This window comes from Halomonas sp. AOP43-A1-21 (genome assembly GCF_052376775.1).
GTDB lineage: Bacteria > Pseudomonadota > Gammaproteobacteria > Pseudomonadales > Halomonadaceae > Vreelandella > Vreelandella colorata.
In genome coordinates, this window is sequence record NZ_JBQSWC010000007.1 from 72,871 (window position 1) to 89,659 (window position 16,789).

The window sequence follows — 16,789 nt, forward strand, 5'->3', positions numbered from 1 at the left end:
CAGCAGACCACGGTACCTGTTCTGCATGTCGTCGACATCGCTTATTGGTCATGACATCCAGCGGTGACGCATTGTGCAAAGCCTGTAATGAGCAAGGGGAAATTGCCTGTCCATTGTGTGGTAATCCCATGCCAGCGGGTCGAGGCGATGCCTGTGAGCCCTGCTATTGGACGCGCACATGTCGTAAGCGGATCATCATTGGCCAAGCCGGTATCACCACCAAAGCGTTACGTGAGGCCTTTGGGGAATTTGGTGAATGGCTGATTCGTACCACAGGGCCGCATAAGGCTGCCCTCAAGATCAATCATTTCTTCTCGTTCTTCCTTGAGATCGACCAGGCATGGTCACGGATACCGAGCTATTCGGAGCTGCTTCATCACTTCGGTGCGGAGGGGTTGCGGCGTGTAAGACTTCCTATGCGATGGCTGCATGAAGAGCAAGGGGTAGAGCCGGATCACCAAGCAAAGAAGATCGACTCAGAGAAACGACGTATCAAAGCGTGTCTCAGGTCTATGCCGTCCGCTTCTTTATCAGAAAAAGCGCTGCATGCTTATTGGCAGCAATTGGAAACCCGTATAGAGGCGGGCAAAACGTCCCACACCTCCGCACGACTTGCACTAAGAGCGGCAGCCGCATTGCTACTCGCTACTGACCGGGAGGGGCAGCGACTGCCTCAACAGGGCGATGTGGACAACTATTTGCAGGCGGTGCCCGGACAAGCAGCCTCGGTCACGGGGTTTACTAATTTCTTAAATCGCCAACATGCCACCACGTTGGCTCCTCGGGTGGATGTAAAACGGGCAAGAAAGCGGCGAAAAGAAACACTAGCCCGCACCCTGATGACGATGGCCCGGTGTGCTGATCAAGGAGAGGCCTGGAGGGAGGCATGGATCGTTGCTGCCATGGAGTATTTCCATGACACAAAATTAACGCAGAAAATGCTTCGACAACAGACCGTAGAGCGGACGACAGACGGGATACAGGTGGTAGTGGGTGGCGTTACCTACTGGCTGCCTCTGGATATTGAGTGCTAAGACACTGATAGCGCGCAGTCACTTGGAGGGCCCCGCGACTCTGTAGGCGAATGTCGCCCCGCCGTTTGGACGGGGCTATGGCTCTCTACCTATATGCCAGGGCTCAACGGGGTGCCAAAAGGCGTGTCATGACCGTTGAGATGACGTCAAAACCAGGTCTTCATAAATGCCCTTGATAGCCTTCTCTTCTGGGCTGTGGCGCTGTGGCTCCTGTTCCTGCTTTGGATGTAGTGGGGTTATAAGCCCGTTAGAGAGTGACAGGACATCGCTGAGCTGCTCGTAATCGAGGTTTACGTTATCGACATTGTATTGGTTAAGGCGTGTCATGGTCTCTGTGAGTGCGGTCATACTGTGCTCTTCTTCTCCAAGCGGCGGAAAGGCTTGAATCAGCGGCTGACCGCCTTCCCAACCTATCTTGATCGGCTGATTGATGATGTTGACTTGGGTGCCGGGTGGAATGCGGTCAAATATAGATTCGATGTCTTTGGGTAACATGCGGATACAACCTCGGCTTGCGCGCATGCCAATGCCATCGGGCTGGTTGGTGCCGTGAATCAAATAGCCATCGAAGCCTAGGATGATGGCATGGTCTCCTAGCGGGTTATCGGGGCCGGGTGGCACAACGCTGGGCGCGGTTTCACCGCGTGCTTCCGCTTCGCGTTTTACCGACTCAGGCGGGTACCACGCGGGGTTTTTAATGTTCATGGTGGTCTCGGTCACGCCTAGAGGAGTATCAAACCCTTCGCGACCAATGCCAATAGGATAGGTCTCAACACGCGGTGTCTCACCGTTTTTGACATCTGGGTAGTAGTAAAGCCGCAGCTCGGCGATATTGATGACGATCCCAGTACGCTCCACATTCGGCAGAATAAAACGTCCCGGAATAGTCACTTCCGTGCCCACCCCTGGAACCCAGATGCTAACCTCTGGGTTTGCACGGATCATCTCCAAATAGCCAAGGTTGTGACGCCTGGCAATATCTATCAAGGTATCGTCGTAATCCTTTACGATAAAGGTGTCAGCCTCTCCGATAATATTACCTTCCTCTGGTAGCGGGTAATGCCCTTTGGGCCATTCCGTCTCCTGGGCAGTGGAAGGTTGTGCCGCCATGGCGACAGGGAGCCATGCCAGAAACGAAACCATCACACTCACGATGAAGCCGATCTGCATTGGCCATGGGAGGAATCTCTTAAGTATTGCTGCGTTCTTTGCCAAGAGCATCGCTAGGTTCCTTTTTCATCTAATGCGTCGTTTTTTGATCGAGATAAGTTCAGTTGTAACCCGAGCAGTGTCAGCACCGCAGCGAGTATCCAAGCGGGGCCACTACCGGTGCGTGTGAAAGGAGTTAGGCCCTGCATCGGGGTCACCTCGCCAGTTAAACTGGCCGGTTCAAACTGTGGGGCACGGGCTGTGACGTGGCCTTGTGAATCGATGATGGCCGTCACGCCATTACTGGTAGCTCGAAGTAGGTGACGACCATTTTCTAAGGCACGTAGACGCGCCATTTGAAGATGTTGGTGTGGGCCAATGGAGCGCCCAAACCACGTATCGTTGGAAACCGTTAATAGCAGCTCGGCATTACGCGCCTGTTGGGCGACATGGTCGGCAAAAATGATTTCGTAACAAATGGCATTGCCAATGGTGGCTCCAGCCACGTGTAACGGAGCCTGTTCGCCTGTCCCTGGGGTCAGGCGAGGTACTGGCAAGTCGAAAAAAGCAAGGGTGCCAGCGAGGAGACTTTGGAATGGCAAATACTCGCCAAAGGGCACCAAGTGCGCCTTCTGGTATTCGCCCTGCACATCATTTAGCCCTATGACGCTGTTATAAGAGCGCCCTTCACTGTCGCGTTGCAAAATGCCGGTCAACAAGGCGGTGTCAGGCCCCAGGTCGGACGCTACTTGCTCAAGTATTTGCTGTGCTTCCTGCTCAAGCATGGGAAGGGCTGCCTCGGGCCAAACGATGAGATCGATATCCCTTGCTTGCTCCCGTGTCATCGCCGTGTAGATACTGATCGCCTCGCGCTGCCCTTGGGCAGTCCACTTAATGCGCTGGTCAAGATTCCCTTGCAGCAATGCCACCCGGATGGGCTTGCCAGCCGGGGTTGTCCATTGGGCGGGCAATAGGAATGGAACGATCCACAAGGCGGCCATTGGGACAAGGAAACCCCAGCGGCGACGCAGTACCTCTACCCCTAACGTACCTGTCAGCGCGGTCATGAGTGACAGCAAGTACACACCACCAACGGGCGCCCATGGGGCTAGTGGAGAATCTACCTGAGAGGTGCCCAGCAATAACCAGGGAAAGCCGGTGAGCAACCAGGTGCGTAGCCATTCGCTCACCACCCACATACCGGCAAAGCTAAGACAGGCTAACCGTGGCCCCGTGATGCGCCGATAGAGCCCAAAGGGGATTGCAAAGAAGAGCGCCAGGGCGCTGACAAAAAGAGTGGTGAGGAGCATCGCCACCAAGGCCCCGGTGCCACTGAAATCGTGAATAGCAACGAAGACCCATGATGTGCCAGAACCGAACAGGCCTACCCCATAGCACCACCCACGCAGGGTGGCCATGGCGGGCGTTAGCGACTGTATCTTCCAATAGACCAGTGCCACGGCCACTGGGCCAAGCCACCATAGGGAAAAGGGGGCGGCACTCAAGGTGGTCATTACCCCAGCGGCGAGCGCTACAACGCAATCGACTATTGGTGAGGAGCGCCCAGCAAAAAGCGTATATTCTTTATCTTTATCGACCACATCCATAGCGTTACTCAGAGCGCTTAAAAGCAGGACTTTCACGCCATAACGCCACTGCGAACATCAATACACCTGCAAACAGAGCGATATCGGCCATGTTAAAGGCGGGCCAATGCCATTCGCCCCAGTAAATGTCCAGATAGTCGACGACGTACCCTCGCGCTAAGCGATCAACAGTATTACCGAGCGCGCCGCCAAGAATCAGGCTGTACGCACAGGCCTCCAAGCGCGACAGGGGTTTGCATAGCTGCACAACCAATACGACGACCACCACCAACGCTAAACCAAGAAAGAGGTAGCGCTGCCAACCCCCTGCTTCTGCGAGAAAGCTGAAAGCGGCTCCTGTGTTCCCGGTATAAACCCAGTTAAAAAACGGCGTTAGCGGAATGACTTGGCCAAACGACATCTGGGCGTGCACGATTTCTTTGACCAGTTGATCGGCTAGAGCCAATACGCAAGCAAATGTGAACCATGGCCAACGTCGTGAAGGGCTATCGTTTGGCGCTGTTCTCATGACGTTGTTTTTCCTTGTGACAGGCCTGTCATTGCGGTACTGGGCGAAAAGCGGTAACCCAGCAGTCGCATGGCGTTCAACGTCACCAGGACGGTAGCACCGGTATCGGCCATCACCGCAATCCACATGCCGGTAATACCCAGCGCCGTTGTAACTAGGAAAATGGCTTTTAAGCCAAGGGCGAGAACAACGTTGGTTTTCACATTGCGCAGTGTGGCACGAGAGAGGTCTATCAGCTCAGCGATGCCGGTAACGCGGTTCTTGAGCAAGGCTGCATCGGCGGTTTCCAACGCCACATCCGTGCCGCCCCCCATCGCGATACCCACATCGGCTGCCGCGAGTGCCGGTGCATCGTTGATGCCATCGCCTACTTTACCGATGGGGCCACGGCCAGCCGCTTGCCAGTCTCGAACATACGCTGCCTTGTCTTCAGGCATTAGTTCGCCGTACGCTTCAATGCCTAAGCGACCCCCCGTGGCAGCGACGGTGCGGGCATTATCACCGCTGAGCATGACCGCCTGTACGCCCAAACGGGATAGCGCCGCTAGGCCTTCAATGGCATCTTCGCGTGGCTCATCGCGAACCGCGATCAAGCCCAGTAAACGCTCGCCTTCGACGAGGAGAGCGAGGCTCTTACCGGCTTCTTCTAACGCGACAATCCGAGCACTGAGACTTTCCTCAAGGATGACTTTCTCGTGAAGGTGACGAGGCGTCATTAAGCTCAGCTCGCGACCCTCCACCTGGCCGGAAACACCGCGCCCCGCCAGAGCGCGGCCGCCGGTGACGGTGGGGAGGTTGATGCCCGACTGTCGGGCATGCTCAACGATAGCCGTGGCGATAGGGTGACTGGAATCCCGCTCTATTGCGGCGGCGAGCCGCAATACGCTGTTATCGTCTTCCTCAGCAATCCAAGACTCCACATCTGTGACTCTTGGGGTACCCGCAGTGAGGGTGCCCGTTTTATCTAATGCCACCAAGCGAAGCTTACCTAACTGTTCAAGAACGGCTCCCCCTTTGATCAGTAGTCCGCGCCGAGCTCCCGCCGAGAGACCGGCGGCGATGGCGGCTGGGGTGGAAATGACTAACGCGCAGGGGCATGCGATTAACAGCAATGCTAACGCACGGTAAATCGACTCCGACCATGCCATGGTCGATACCAGCGGTGGCACTATCGCCATCAGTAGGGCGAGTAAGACGACGGCGGGCATATAGTAATACGCAAAACGATCAATAAAGCGTGCTATCGGTGCCTTGGCGGCCTGTGCTTCTTCAACCAGACGAATAACGCGTGCGATCGTATTGTCATCAGCGCCTCGTGTTACCTCCACCTCCAGGGCGGCATCAAGATTCACTGTGCCAGCAAAAATGTCATCACCAGGCGCTCGCGAACGGGGTATGGACTCGCCGTTTACCGGCGACTCGTCAATGTCGGAGGTGCCCACCAGGATGCGTCCATCGCAGGGTACGCGATCACCGGGCCGCACCAGCACACGCTGCCCGGGTTTAAGTGACTCCGCCGAGACGTCACGCAGATGGCCATTGTCCATCAGCCTCGCCGTTGAGGGTGTTAAATTTGCCAAGGCTGAGATACTGCGGCGCGCTCGTGAAGCAGCTACCCCTTCGAGTAGCTCACCTACGGCGAACAAGAACACGACCATCGCAGCTTCAGCGGCAGCATTGATGGCCAATGCGCCAAGCGCAGCGATGCACATCAGCATCTCTATGGTAAAGGGATTGCGCATTTTGAGGGCGCCCCAGGCACTCTGCGCAATGGGTATTAAGCCGACTAGCGTGGCCAAAATGAAAGGCATATTACCCAGCGCAGGCCATGCTAAACGAAGCGCGAAGGCTACGATCAGCAAATTGCCTGTGATAATGACCAAGCGCCCTTTAGCGGTTTGCCACCAAGAGGATGAAGCACCAGGTGCGCGTGTTTGGCCATCATGGGAAGCCACTTGATAGCCTAGTTCGTTCAGGATGCCCTCAATGGTCTTTCGCGAGGGGGCCCCGTGATCGTGGTGGTGAATCTTCACTGATCCCGTGACCGAGCTTGCCGTGACTTCCTCAATGCCTTCCAGTCGCTCTAGCGCCGATACAACCTTGCGCTCACAACCGCCGCAGTCCATGCCTTCAACACGCAGCGTCAAGGTGGTAGGCGCTGTTGTCGGCGTTGATGTTTTCATGGTGCCTCTCCTGCCAATGGGCTATGGTTTTTAAGTGTAAACCTTGTAGCAACTACAGCTTCAAGCCCTGCCTAAGGAGTTTTACCATGTCGATGATCGGCCAAAGTATCAGCATTGGTGAGTTAGCACGACGAGCCGATTGCAAACCTGAAACGGTTCGCTATTACGAGCGTATTGGGCTGTTGCGCGATGCGACACGAACCGGTGGGGGGCAGCGCCGCTATGGAGACGACGCTGTGCGGCGCTTGACCTTTATTCGTCATGCCCGTGACTTTGGCTTTTCGGTGGAGTCAGTGCGAGAGCTTTTGGCCATGTCAGATCAACCTGATATGCCTTGCCAAGAAGTCGATGCCATCGCCACGCATCACCTAAAGAAAGTGGAGTCCCGCCTTCAACGACTGTCCATACTGCGTGAGGAGCTTCAACGGATGGTCACGCAGTGTGCCGGTGGTAAAGTGGAAAGCTGCCGAATCATTGAGGTCATCAGTGATCATCAACTCTGTATCACTGAAAAATCGCACGGAGGGGCTCTCGACTTGGGTTAGCACTAACGCTACGCCCCACGCCCAATGGTCAGCCCAGCGAAACATCCAAAAACAGCATGAGTACCAATCCGATGGAGAGGCCCAGCGTGGCCTTTTTTTGGTGCCCGCTTCGATGAGTTTCGGGAATAATCTCATGACTGATCACATACAACATCGCCCCCGCTGCAAAGGCCAACCCCCAGGGCAGTAGCGCTTGTGACATGCTGATGACTCCAGCGCCTAATAAGCCACCCAACGGCTCAACAAGCCCCGTAAGGGCGGCAATCGTCCATGACCGCCAACGTGAATAGCCCACGCCTAGCAGTGATACTGCTACGGCCAGTCCTTCTGGGGCATTCTGAAGTCCAATGCCAATCGCTAGTGGAATGCCTCCTTCGCTTCCCCCTGCGCCGAAGGCCACGCCAACGGCTAGCCCTTCTGGCAGGTTGTGTATCGTAATGGCAATAATAAACAACCAGATACGACGTAGTGAGGCAGCCTCTGGCCCTTCTCGCCCCTGTTCGAAGTGCTCATGAGGTAAGAGTTCGTTCAGTAGTGCGACCATTCCAATCCCTAGCAAGATGGCCGCACAGGCAATGGCAGCAGGTACCACGCTACCTCCGTAACGCAGCTCCGAGGCTTCTAAGGAGGGTATGATCAGTGAGAAGAAAGAGGCCGCTAGCATGACGCCAGCGGCGAACCCCAACGCTAAATCGCGAACACCACGATTCGGTCTTTTGGTAAACAAGATAGGAAGCGCCCCGACAGCCGTCATCAAGCCCGCGGCAAGGCTTCCCAATACCCCCATTGTGACGAGAGAAACCTCTTCCATACCGATTACCTGTCTTGTGGTAGATGAGTGATCACAGCGCTAGGGTTCCATAACGAGGCAAGCACACGTTCACGTTACTAACAATCCATGCAACGTTGCTAAGCACGGGTGGTTACGGCTCGTTAAACGAGATCAAGTCATAAATGGACGCCGTGCCGATAGCTTGTTCCAAGCGATCTCTTGCCTCGTAAAGTGACGCTTGATATTCACCTTGAGTCGGCTGCTCACCCAACATGATGCGTTGACCTTGACCAAGGGGATCAACAGGCTGGTTATTGACTCTCACTTCGTAATGCAGGTTGGGGCCCGTGGCGACCCCGGAGGAACCTACCTCTCCGAGCGACTCTCCCGCATTGACTAAATCCCCAACCACTAGCTGTGGGGAGAATCGGCTAAGGTGTGTGTAGCGACTAATGGCCCCTGTGTCGTGCTCCACCTCGATCACCTGCCCATATCCCCCTTGGCGACCCATAAAGAATACGCGCCCAGGTGCGGTGGCAATGACCGGCGTTCCTGTCGGCGCAGCCAAGTCAATTCCATTATGAGGACGCATCCCTCCATACACAGGATGTCGCCGATTCCCAAAGCGAGACGTTAAGCGGGCACTAAGCACGGGCAACCGCAACGTGCCTAGCAGGGTGTCGCTTTTGAAAAGAGCTACGTCCCCCTTTTGGGTGACCGGCCATATGACCTCCAAGGGCTCTGCCTGATCAGGCAGAGCGGCATAACTGAGGCGTGGTGGCCCAACACGGGCGCCGTCCTGGCGTCGATCTTCCTCCCACACTAATTGAATACGTTCACTGCCAGAAAACTCCAGCGGCGCTGCGATAAACTCGCTGAGCAGTGTTTCCAGTTTAGTGGCGAAACGCGTTGGGACACCTTCTGCTGCCAAGGCCTCGTAGAGGGTGGTATCAATGACGACATCACGCCCAAAGGTTAGGGTATCAACGCTATCGAGCGGTAATGTGCCTTCTTGCTCGCTAGCCGCCTGTAACTTGACAGGGCTAAGTTCAGACGGAGGCAATGACAGATGCGTTTGCCAATTGGCTTCGGCTAGCAAGGGGTAAAAGCCCACAAAGCCTAGTAACCACCAGCGCTGCATCACTGGCCATCCTCTTCCCCAGAGATCTCCGCTACTTCACTCTCAACGGCATCAATCAGCTCTTGCATACCAAAGGGGTCTAAAGGCTCGCCATTGACAAAAAAGGTAGGTGTTTGGCGAATCTGATTGGCTCTGACATCCGCCATGTCTTGGTCAATCACCGCCTGCACCTCAGCAGAAGTCAGTTGCTCTTCGGCAGCCGCTAAATCAAGGCCTCCTTGGCTCGCGATATCGAGGATAGCGGATTCATCAAAACTGCCATGTGAAGCCCATTGATCCTGGCGAGCCAGCAGCCTCTCCAGTACCGGTTCAAAGACGCCCTGACGACGAGCAACTTCTAATACCCGAATGGCCTTATCAGATACGTCGCCGTGGAAAGGAGTGTAGCGCACGATGAGCCGCACTTTTTCTGGGTAGGTTTCCAGAATACTTTTTGTCAGGGGATAGAAAGCACGGCAGGCTTCGCAAGCCGGATCGAAGAATTCCACAATCGTCACCGGCGCGTCTTCTCGTCCCAAGATGGGGGAGTGTGAGCGCACCAAGGAGTCCTCTGCCTGGACACTGCTCTCCTTTGCTGCCTGAGCTTGCATATCTAAGAGGGCAGGTTTCGATACGGCGACGATCGCAGCGGTCAGCATTAACGTACCGGCCAATATAAAAGACGCTTTTTTGAACATGTTTCTCTCTCTTTCTCAACGATGGGGTGGAAAAGTAGGGTTGAAAAATAAGCCAATCGCTATGGGAGTAAGCCGCTCGCTACCTACCTGAGCCGGGAGTCGGCCTCGGTCTATCACTCGTGCCCATATAGATTGGCATTTTGATGCGCGTGGTCACTATGCTCAAACTCTAGGCTGGAATGAGCAATACTGAAGCGCATTTTAAGCTGCTCCTTGATCTCTGCTTTGACGGATTCAAGCTGCTGCCAGCCGGTTTCTGTCAGAACCACGTGGCAGTCAAGGGCTGCCATGTTTTCCTGCATCTGCCATAGATGCACATGGTGAATATCCTGGACTCCCTCGATATCTCGTACGGTCTCAACGACTGCCTGCCCGTCAATGTCCGGGGGAGATCCCAGCATTAGCGTACGGATAGGGCCGCCAATTTCAGAGAAGGCTAGGTAAAGAATATATAGCGCAATCCCTATCGTGATCGCGGGGTCCACCCAGCGCATGTCGTACAGTAAAATAAGCGAACCACCGATAATCACGGCGATGGAGGCAAACGCATCCGATAAGTTATGCAGAAAAAGGGCGCGGATATTGACACTCTCTTTTTGCATTGACCACGTGAGCATGGCGGTAAGGGCATCGACGACGAGCGCGACGCCACCAATAATCACGATCGTCCATCCCTCTATCTCAGGGGGATCGACCATCCGCATAGCGCCTTCGTAAATCAGGTAGACACCGACAATAATGAGGGTGGTGTAATTGATGAGTGCTGCCACTATCTCGATGCGGCCATAGCCAAAGGTCATATGCGCATCGGCAGGCCGTCTGGCGATTTTACGAGCAGCAAAGGCAATGACTAATGCTGCCATGTCAGAAAAGTTATGTAACGCATCAGCGATCAGCGATAGGCTCCCCGCCATAATGCCACCGACGATTTGAGCGATGGTTAAGAGCCCATTGGCCCAAATGGAGATGCTGACGCGCCGGTCGCCAGAGGCAGGATCAATGTGGGGATGATCATGATGATGTCCCATCTGTTACCTTCTCTCGAATTATCTGTTCTTGGTACTATAAAACCTCTAGCAACTAAAGCTTCAACCCTTGAGCATTATCTATTTGCATCGCTGGATTGGGAAGCACGTCCCTAGCTACCAAGGAGCCTTTGTGTGCTGGGCCGAAGGTGATCATGTTTTAGGTGCGGGGCTCAATCCACTTCAACCGGTAACGTCCAATCCACCATGGGTAGATTCATTTATTTTGTCGAGGCGCACCTTGTCTGGTTTGTAATCGTCGTCGCGGGGGGAGGCTTACTCTTTCCGGCCACCGGAATAATGCTTAAGTTCGCGATTGGGCCATTACTGGCATTACTGATGTTGATTATCAGCCTCACATTCGATGCGCATGCAGTGCGCATCGTGTTCCGAAAGCCGTCACGGCAGTTGTTGGCATTGGGGCTGGTCTATGGGCCTATGTCGATTGCCGGGTGGCTAACGGGCCGTCTATTTTTTGGAAGCGGCCCGCTGGCTGCTGGCCAAACCTTGCTCGGCACGCTGCCGACAGATGTGTCTTCTCCTCTTTTGGTACTGATGGCGAAAGGCAATGTGGCGCTTGCCGCTGTTTTCAACGCAGTCAACACCGCGTTATGTCCGTTTATTGTTCCCTTCCTGTTTTTATGGCTCACCGGCCTTCAGTTAGACGTGCCGCTTGGATCAATTATTCTTGAATTAACACTAATCGTGCTTCTTCCTACCGTGATTGGGGTCAGCTTGCGTACAAGGTTCTCGGCTTTCTTTGCACGGCATGATTCAGCGTATGCAGGGATAGGGTCGATTCTGTATCTGCTGATCCTACTCGCCGTGGTCGGGCCGAATGCCACCACGATCATTGGCTATGGCTGGTATGCGTTTGTGATTGCGGGCGCGGCCCTGTGCCTCAATTTGATTGGGTACCTGGTAGGTATGTCCTCACGGTTACTCACCTCTGATCGCAAAGAGGTGATTACCTATCTTTTCACGGTCAGTAAAAAGGAATTCAGCATCGCTGCAGCGTTTGTCGCTGCTTCTGGCTTGCCATCAGAGATCGCAATTCCAGCCGCTTTTTTTGCCGTGATTCAAATGATCACTTCGCCCATCGCAGCGAAGATCCTCGCCCGCCACTGAAGGGATGGCCGTATCGGCTCTTCGTCAGAAGAGCAACCTGCACACGGGGTGTACAGGTTGCTCTTACCGACAAAACAGACACCGCTACTCATAAAGGTGGCAAATAGTACCTATGCTAAGTCACTGCGACCAATACTGACCTTGCTAAAAGCATTTAACACAGAGGCTTCGCAGGGTATCTGTTCCTTTTTGGATTTAGGGTGCTTGAACGTATCGGCGAATCCTGGGCAGTGACCAACTAGTTTTTGGACAACACCTTCTACGTGCCGCACGTTAGACAGCACTTGGCGTAACCACTGCTCGAAGCTGCCTTGGTGGCTCAGCGTGAAGACTAAACCTTTATAGGAAGGAGGCTTGGATGCCTCCTCGCTACCGCCAGCTCTGGGTTTTGGAGGGCGTCGTTGGATCTCCATGAGATAGAGCGTTTGATCTAACACATGCACCCGAACGACGAGCACCCCGCGAGGTACCTTGGTCTGAGTATCAATGTAAACCCAATTAGCGACTGACGTTTCCACCTCCTCGTCTATTTCGAAAGGTTCGAGGCTGATTAACCGAGGGTCAGGAGAAGTGCTGAATCCGTCTTCAAAGGTAAACCAGCTAACGCCACGAATCGTTGCGGGATAGGCCGATTGTAAATAGAGAAGCGCATTCCACATATCACGTAGAAAGCCCTGTGATTCCAGTGTAATAGGAGCATGAATAGACGCTTGTCCCACTCCCTTCCCTGACCCATGTGGCTCCCCAGTGGAGAAAATGGTTTCGTCACCCGGAACGGGGACGCCTCGTGTATCGGGCACGTTTTTTCGGGTATATCGTTTATCCAAGACGGCGCGAGGCTTACCTAAAATAACGAATTCGTCCTCAGTAAGGTCTAGCCAGGAAGAACCATGGTCGGGCTCGTCATCATCCGTCAGGTCAATGACATCGGGGATGTCTTGAAGCTGATGATAGGGGAACTGAGAGGGGGCATCGTCGCCATCGGTGGCTGGTACTGTCGTTGATTTCTCTCTTTCACGGTGGATCGTGGCACCATCGGGCTGCGTACAGCCTAATATCTGCAAGCCTAGGAATGTGTTGCCACCATCAATTGGAACGCCAGAAACAGAGATTTCCCCGCTGCCTTGAAACCATGGAGTGACTTTTAAAAGCATCTTATCTTGGGGGAAGCTGGCTTCAGTCTGCGCATAAATATCTCTGGCAGCTTGTTCGGCATAGGGGTCGTACAGCATGTGCGCGAGCAAAATCGCATCGTGCCTATGAACACGATATGTAAATCTGACAGGCCAGGTACCTGGCGATGGGGGCGCATTAAGCGGTCGATAAAGCCGTTCTTTGACCTCCTCCCAACAGTAAGTGGCGAGCACACGCTTGATTTCAGATGATCGACCGTAAACGCGTGCAAAAAATTCGGTGCAAGGGATGAGCAGATGTTTGCCATCTGGGAGGTCAAATTCAATCAGGTACGATTTGTGTTTTCTGTCCAGCGGTAAATAGCTTGCCTCATGAAAGGAGGTATAGAGGCTGCGCCCTGCTTTGTGCAAGTCGTCTAAGGAGACAATCCGCCAGCCGCCCGGAGAGAACGAAACAGGGAATGTTTTCTCCTCAAATGCGATGCGGGAGTTGCTCACGCCCTTTTCCCAGACGGAGCCGATTCTCAATAGTCCGACATGCGTTAAGACCGTCGTTCGCTTAATCACGTCTCCTAATTTGTTCTCCTGATCAATAGGTCTTAAAAATACATAAATTTTAGGGACGCTTTGTGAGCGGATATTTTTGAAGATAGGCCCGTACCACCAAACGACCAAGCGCTCAGTTTCGTCTTTAAGGGTGCCATCTTGAAAGCTAAAGGTTCTGGATTGTTTGAGAGAAACGGTCACAAGGGCGTGCTCTATGTAAACTCAACATAGAGATTGTCGCAGCAATTATTGTTTAGTCGCAACAATTGTTGAAAATGACAGCCACCGCCCACTAACGCGGCAGCACTGGCACTATGATGCGGTTGGCGAAACGGGCGCTTGCCCCAGTCGGCATCCAGGGGTAATCCACATACCGAGCGCACGGCGGCGACCGCTAACGCATCCTCTTCAGAAAGCGGGGGCAGAATGCCTGGCAGGCGGCTTGCGAGCATGGTCTTGCCGGTGCCCGGCGGGCCGGCGAACAAGAGGTTATGCCCACCGGCCGCAGCCACTTCCAGTGCGCGGCGTGCCTGCTGTTGGCCGCGCACATCGGCCAGATCAGCCATCGGCGTGGTGGTCTTAACCGAAGCAGGCAAGCAGTGGGGCGGGATTTTTTCCTGGCCGAGCAGGTGGGCGACAACCTGCCAAAGCGTATCGGCTGGCAGCACCGGTAAGTCGCCCGCCAGCGCGGCTTCATCGGCGCATTCGCGAGGGATAATCAGAGCTTTTCCAGATCGGCGCGTTGCCAGGGCAAAAGGCAGAATGCCGTGTACGGCGCGCAGCTTGCCGTCCAGCGCCAGCTCGCCTGCGCATTCCATACCTTCCAACGCCTCCACCGGAATTTGCCCGGAAGCGGCAAGAATGCCGAGTGCGATAGGCAAATCAAACCGGCCGCCCTCCTTGGGAAGATCCGCAGGGGCGAGGTTCAGCGTAATGCGCCGGGTATTGGGAAAATCAAACCCGGCGTTGACCAGGGCGCTGCGCACCCGTTCGCGGCTTTCTTTGACCGCGGTTTCAGGCAAGCCTACCAGGGTTAGCCCGGGCAGGCCGTTGGCAAGGTGTACTTCTACATGCACCGCCGGTGCGTCTAACCCCACGCCTGCGCGTGTGGTAACAATGGCCAATGTCATTGTGCTTCCTCGCTAGGTTTACTTAACCCTAATTTAACTTATTTAAGCAGGCGTTGATAGCGCAGGGCTGGCGGCGGTATAGTGTATTTGAATAACAACCATTATCACTACCCTTCAAACACTGTTCTCTTTGCTGACAACAACCTTGAGTGCTCAACATGCCTTCTTTGCCGTTTGTACGCCGACCGCTGGTGCGTTCCATTGCCGCGTTGATTCCGGTTTCCGCCGTTTTTATATGCACGAGCGTCAACGCTCAGGAAACGGTCAACAACGATACCGTGGTGGTAGTAGGAACGGCGCTGAAAGTTGATGCACCGCTGGTGGAAACGCCGCGTCCGGTATCCAGCGTTGATCGTGAAGAGCTTGAAACCCGCAACGTGCAGCAGCTGGATGAAACCTTCCGCTACCGTGCGGGGGTGCTGGCCGGGCACTACGGCAGTGATAACGATACCGACTGGTTCAAGGTGCGCGGGTTTGACCAATCCACCTATCAGGACGGCCTGCGGATTTACCGTGAAGGCTTCTACCAGTGGCTGCCTGAGCCTTACGGCCTTGAGCGGATTGATGTATTCAAAGGGCCGTCTTCGATTCTTTACGGTGAGGCGCCTCCCGGTGGCTTGATCAACGCGGTGAGCAAACGCCCGACCGATACGCCCCAGGGCAACGTGAACTTGCAGATGGGTAACCGCAACCATCGCCAAATAGGCTTGGATACCAGCGGGCCGGTAGGCGAGACAGACGATGTTCGCTACCGCGTGGTGGGCATGTATAAAGAGCGCGACGGCGATCTGGATAACACCGAAAACGAGCGCTACTACTTTGCACCCAGCCTGGCGGTGGACTTCAGTGAAGACACCAGTGTTACCTTCCTGGCCAGCGTGCAGAAGGACGACGGCGTGCCTGTCAATGGCTTCAAGCTGCCCTACGGCAGCATTCAGGATACGCCGTTTGGCCGGGTCAGCCCGCAGTCCAACGTTAGCGAGCCTGATTATGACCGCAACAAGCGCACCCAATGGGGGCTAGGCTACGAGCTGCGCCATCAGGTCAACGACACCTGGGCGTTCGAACAGGATTTGCGCTACAGCGAACTCGACCTGGAACTGCGCAGTACCTACGCGCTCTCCATGGTGGATGACCGGCGCGCTTCCCGTGGTTTGACGCTGCGCGACGGCAAGGCCGATAGCTGGACGGTAGACAACCGGTTTGTGGGCAACTGGTACACCGAACGCACCGAAAATACCCTGCTGGTGGGCGTCGATTACCAGAACCTGGGCCTCAAGGGCCAGGAGGGCGACGACTACGCCTTTGGCGCGCCAATCGATATCTTCACGCCCACCTACGGCAACTACACCCCGTTTGCCGATGAAAACTTGGTCGAGCGGCATATCGACAAAGAGCAGACCGGCGTTTACCTGCAAAACCAGCTGCGCCTGGATGACCGCTGGGTAGTGCTGGGCGGCGTGCGCTACGACCATGCCGAGACCGAGAACACCAATGTCACTACCGGCGCCTCCGAGCGCTCTGACGATAATCAGCTCTCCTGGTCTGGCGGGGTCATGTATCTGGGTGAGAACGGCATCAACCCTTACGTTAGCTACACCGAATCGTTCGAGCCGATTGCTCAGTCCGATAGCGCAGGCAATCTTTATGACCCGCGTGAAGGCCGCCAGTGGGAAGCGGGTGTGAAGTATGCGCCCATCGGCTGGGATGGCTACGTGACCGCCGCCGTGTTCGATCTGGAAGAGAGCAACACGCTGGTAACCTCACCGGCTGGTTTCCAGGTGCAGGAAGGTGAGCGCACCTCCCAGGGCTTTGAGCTGGAAGGGGTGGGTTACGTCACCGATGACTTGAAAGTCACTGCGGCCTATACCTATACCGATTCGCGCCTGGAAGATGACCAGCGCGCCAGCTTGATTCCGCGTCACCAGGCATCTACCTGGCTGGACTACGCCTTTACCGGTGGCGCGCTGGATGGCGTGACCCTGGGTGGCGGCGTGCGCTATGTAGGTGAAAGCGTGGATGGCGATATCCAGGTGGGCAGCTTTACCCTGGCCGATGCCATGATCGGCTATGAGTTTCTTGATAACTGGCAGGCTCAGCTCAACGTCAACAACCTGACCGACAAAGAGTATGTAGCCAGCTGCGACTACTGGTGCTACTTCGGGGAATCGCGCAGCGTGATCGGCAGCGTCAGCTACCGCTGGTAAACGT

13 protein-coding genes and 1 pseudogene are annotated in these 16,789 nt (G+C 55.0%); 4 read left to right on the forward strand and 10 right to left on the reverse strand.

The genetic code is table 11. The annotated features are described in order from the left end of the window. Nucleotides 1-128: 128 nt before the first annotated feature. Entirely contained in the window at nt 129-1,034 is a 906-nt protein-coding gene (locus ACT3R7_RS05870) for a hypothetical protein (RefSeq protein WP_027957958.1), read from the forward strand. A 126-nt stretch (nt 1,035-1,160) separates the two neighbouring features. Here the strand turns inward: ACT3R7_RS05870 and ACT3R7_RS05875 are convergent, their stop codons facing one another. The 4 genes from ACT3R7_RS05875 to ACT3R7_RS05890 are packed head-to-tail and all read right to left on the reverse strand — an operon-like array spanning nt 1,161 to nt 6,481. Further along, nucleotides 1,161-2,204 carry a L,D-transpeptidase family protein gene (locus ACT3R7_RS05875; RefSeq protein WP_035539261.1) on the reverse strand — a complete coding sequence of 348 codons (1,044 nt, stop codon included), beginning with the start codon at nt 2,202-2,204 and terminating at the stop codon, nt 1,161-1,163. 53 nt (nt 2,205-2,257) lie between these two features. Next, on the reverse strand, nt 2,258-3,790 hold the full coding sequence (gene lnt / locus ACT3R7_RS05880) for an apolipoprotein N-acyltransferase (protein WP_027957957.1): 1,533 nt from the start codon (nt 3,788-3,790) through the stop codon (nt 2,258-2,260). A 4-nt stretch (nt 3,791-3,794) separates the two neighbouring features. Continuing rightward, nucleotides 3,795-4,298: a signal peptidase II gene (gene lspA / locus ACT3R7_RS05885; protein WP_027957956.1), complete on the reverse strand. Its 504-nt coding sequence runs from the start codon at nt 4,296-4,298 to the stop codon at nt 3,795-3,797. Continuing rightward, complete coding sequence (locus ACT3R7_RS05890) at nt 4,295-6,481, reverse strand: heavy metal translocating P-type ATPase (protein ID WP_027957955.1); 2,187 nt, start codon at nt 6,479-6,481, stop codon at nt 4,295-4,297. The genes lspA and ACT3R7_RS05890 overlap by 4 nt, the downstream gene beginning before the upstream one ends. 86 nt (nt 6,482-6,567) lie before the next feature. Between ACT3R7_RS05890 and ACT3R7_RS05895 the strand changes: the two genes are divergently transcribed. Further along, nucleotides 6,568-7,026: a MerR family transcriptional regulator gene (locus tag ACT3R7_RS05895; protein WP_027957954.1), complete on the forward strand. Its 459-nt coding sequence runs from the start codon at nt 6,568-6,570 to the stop codon at nt 7,024-7,026. A 28-nt stretch (nt 7,027-7,054) separates the two neighbouring features. Here the strand turns inward: ACT3R7_RS05895 and ACT3R7_RS05900 are convergent, their stop codons facing one another. From ACT3R7_RS05900 to ACT3R7_RS05915, 4 genes are all read right to left on the reverse strand, one after another. Further along, the gene (locus ACT3R7_RS05900) at nt 7,055-7,837 is read right to left on the reverse strand and encodes a ZIP family metal transporter (protein ID WP_016916429.1); all 783 of its coding nucleotides are present in this window, start codon (nt 7,835-7,837) and stop codon (nt 7,055-7,057) included. A 112-nt stretch (nt 7,838-7,949) separates the two neighbouring features. Beyond that, nucleotides 7,950-8,939: a M23 family metallopeptidase gene (locus ACT3R7_RS05905; RefSeq protein WP_016916430.1), complete on the reverse strand. Its 990-nt coding sequence runs from the start codon at nt 8,937-8,939 to the stop codon at nt 7,950-7,952. Next, complete coding sequence (locus ACT3R7_RS05910) at nt 8,939-9,616, reverse strand: DsbA family protein (RefSeq protein ID WP_016916431.1); 678 nt, start codon at nt 9,614-9,616, stop codon at nt 8,939-8,941. Before ACT3R7_RS05910 ends, ACT3R7_RS05905 begins: the two co-directional genes overlap by 1 nt. A gap of 113 nt (nt 9,617-9,729) precedes the next feature. Then, nucleotides 9,730-10,644, reverse strand: a complete 915-nt coding sequence (locus ACT3R7_RS05915; protein WP_016916432.1) for a cation diffusion facilitator family transporter — start codon at nt 10,642-10,644, stop codon at nt 9,730-9,732. 204 nt (nt 10,645-10,848) lie between these two features. Between ACT3R7_RS05915 and ACT3R7_RS05920 the strand changes: the two genes are divergently transcribed. After that, nucleotides 10,849-11,769: a bile acid:sodium symporter family protein gene (locus ACT3R7_RS05920; protein ID WP_027957952.1), complete on the forward strand. Its 921-nt coding sequence runs from the start codon at nt 10,849-10,851 to the stop codon at nt 11,767-11,769. A gap of 110 nt (nt 11,770-11,879) precedes the next feature. Here ACT3R7_RS05920 and ACT3R7_RS05925 read toward each other — a convergent pair whose 3' ends face one another. Both ACT3R7_RS05925 and ACT3R7_RS05930 read right to left on the reverse strand, forming a co-directional pair. Next, nucleotides 11,880-13,649, reverse strand: coding sequence for a hypothetical protein (locus tag ACT3R7_RS05925; protein WP_027957951.1), 1,770 nt, complete (start codon nt 13,647-13,649; stop codon nt 11,880-11,882). Between the two features lie 80 nt (nt 13,650-13,729). Continuing rightward, nucleotides 13,730-14,578: pseudogene (locus ACT3R7_RS05930) on the reverse strand (YifB family Mg chelatase-like AAA ATPase); the annotation flags it as partial. A gap of 158 nt (nt 14,579-14,736) precedes the next feature. On the opposite strand from ACT3R7_RS05930, the gene ACT3R7_RS05935 reads away from it, so the two are divergent. Beyond that, a complete protein-coding gene (locus ACT3R7_RS05935) occupies nt 14,737-16,785 on the forward strand; it encodes a TonB-dependent siderophore receptor (RefSeq protein WP_441674867.1) in 2,049 nt (682 codons plus the stop codon). Nucleotides 16,786-16,789 lie beyond the last annotated feature (4 nt).

What these genes read in the sequence shown, in the direction of transcription:
- ACT3R7_RS05875 (WP_035539261.1), bottom strand. Translation starts at nt 2,204, where the DNA reads ATGCAGATCGGCTTCATCGTGAGTGTGATGGTTTCGTTTCTGGCATGG.
- lspA (WP_027957956.1), bottom strand. Translation starts at nt 4,298, where the DNA reads ATGAGAACAGCGCCAAACGATAGCCCTTCACGACGTTGGCCATGGTTC.
- ACT3R7_RS05935 (WP_441674867.1), top strand. Translation starts at nt 14,737, where the DNA reads ATGCCTTCTTTGCCGTTTGTACGCCGACCGCTGGTGCGTTCCATTGCC.
- ACT3R7_RS05900 (WP_016916429.1), bottom strand. Translation starts at nt 7,837, where the DNA reads ATGGAAGAGGTTTCTCTCGTCACAATGGGGGTATTGGGAAGCCTTGCC.
- ACT3R7_RS05870 (WP_027957958.1), top strand. Translation starts at nt 129, where the DNA reads ATGCCAGCGGGTCGAGGCGATGCCTGTGAGCCCTGCTATTGGACGCGC.
- lnt (WP_027957957.1), bottom strand. Translation starts at nt 3,790, where the DNA reads ATGGATGTGGTCGATAAAGATAAAGAATATACGCTTTTTGCTGGGCGC.
- ACT3R7_RS05905 (WP_016916430.1), bottom strand. Translation starts at nt 8,939, where the DNA reads ATGCAGCGCTGGTGGTTACTAGGCTTTGTGGGCTTTTACCCCTTGCTA.
- ACT3R7_RS05910 (WP_016916431.1), bottom strand. Translation starts at nt 9,616, where the DNA reads ATGTTCAAAAAAGCGTCTTTTATATTGGCCGGTACGTTAATGCTGACC.
- ACT3R7_RS05920 (WP_027957952.1), top strand. Translation starts at nt 10,849, where the DNA reads ATGGGTAGATTCATTTATTTTGTCGAGGCGCACCTTGTCTGGTTTGTA.
- ACT3R7_RS05890 (WP_027957955.1), bottom strand. Translation starts at nt 6,481, where the DNA reads ATGAAAACATCAACGCCGACAACAGCGCCTACCACCTTGACGCTGCGT.
- ACT3R7_RS05895 (WP_027957954.1), top strand. Translation starts at nt 6,568, where the DNA reads ATGTCGATGATCGGCCAAAGTATCAGCATTGGTGAGTTAGCACGACGA.
- ACT3R7_RS05915 (WP_016916432.1), bottom strand. Translation starts at nt 10,644, where the DNA reads ATGGGACATCATCATGATCATCCCCACATTGATCCTGCCTCTGGCGAC.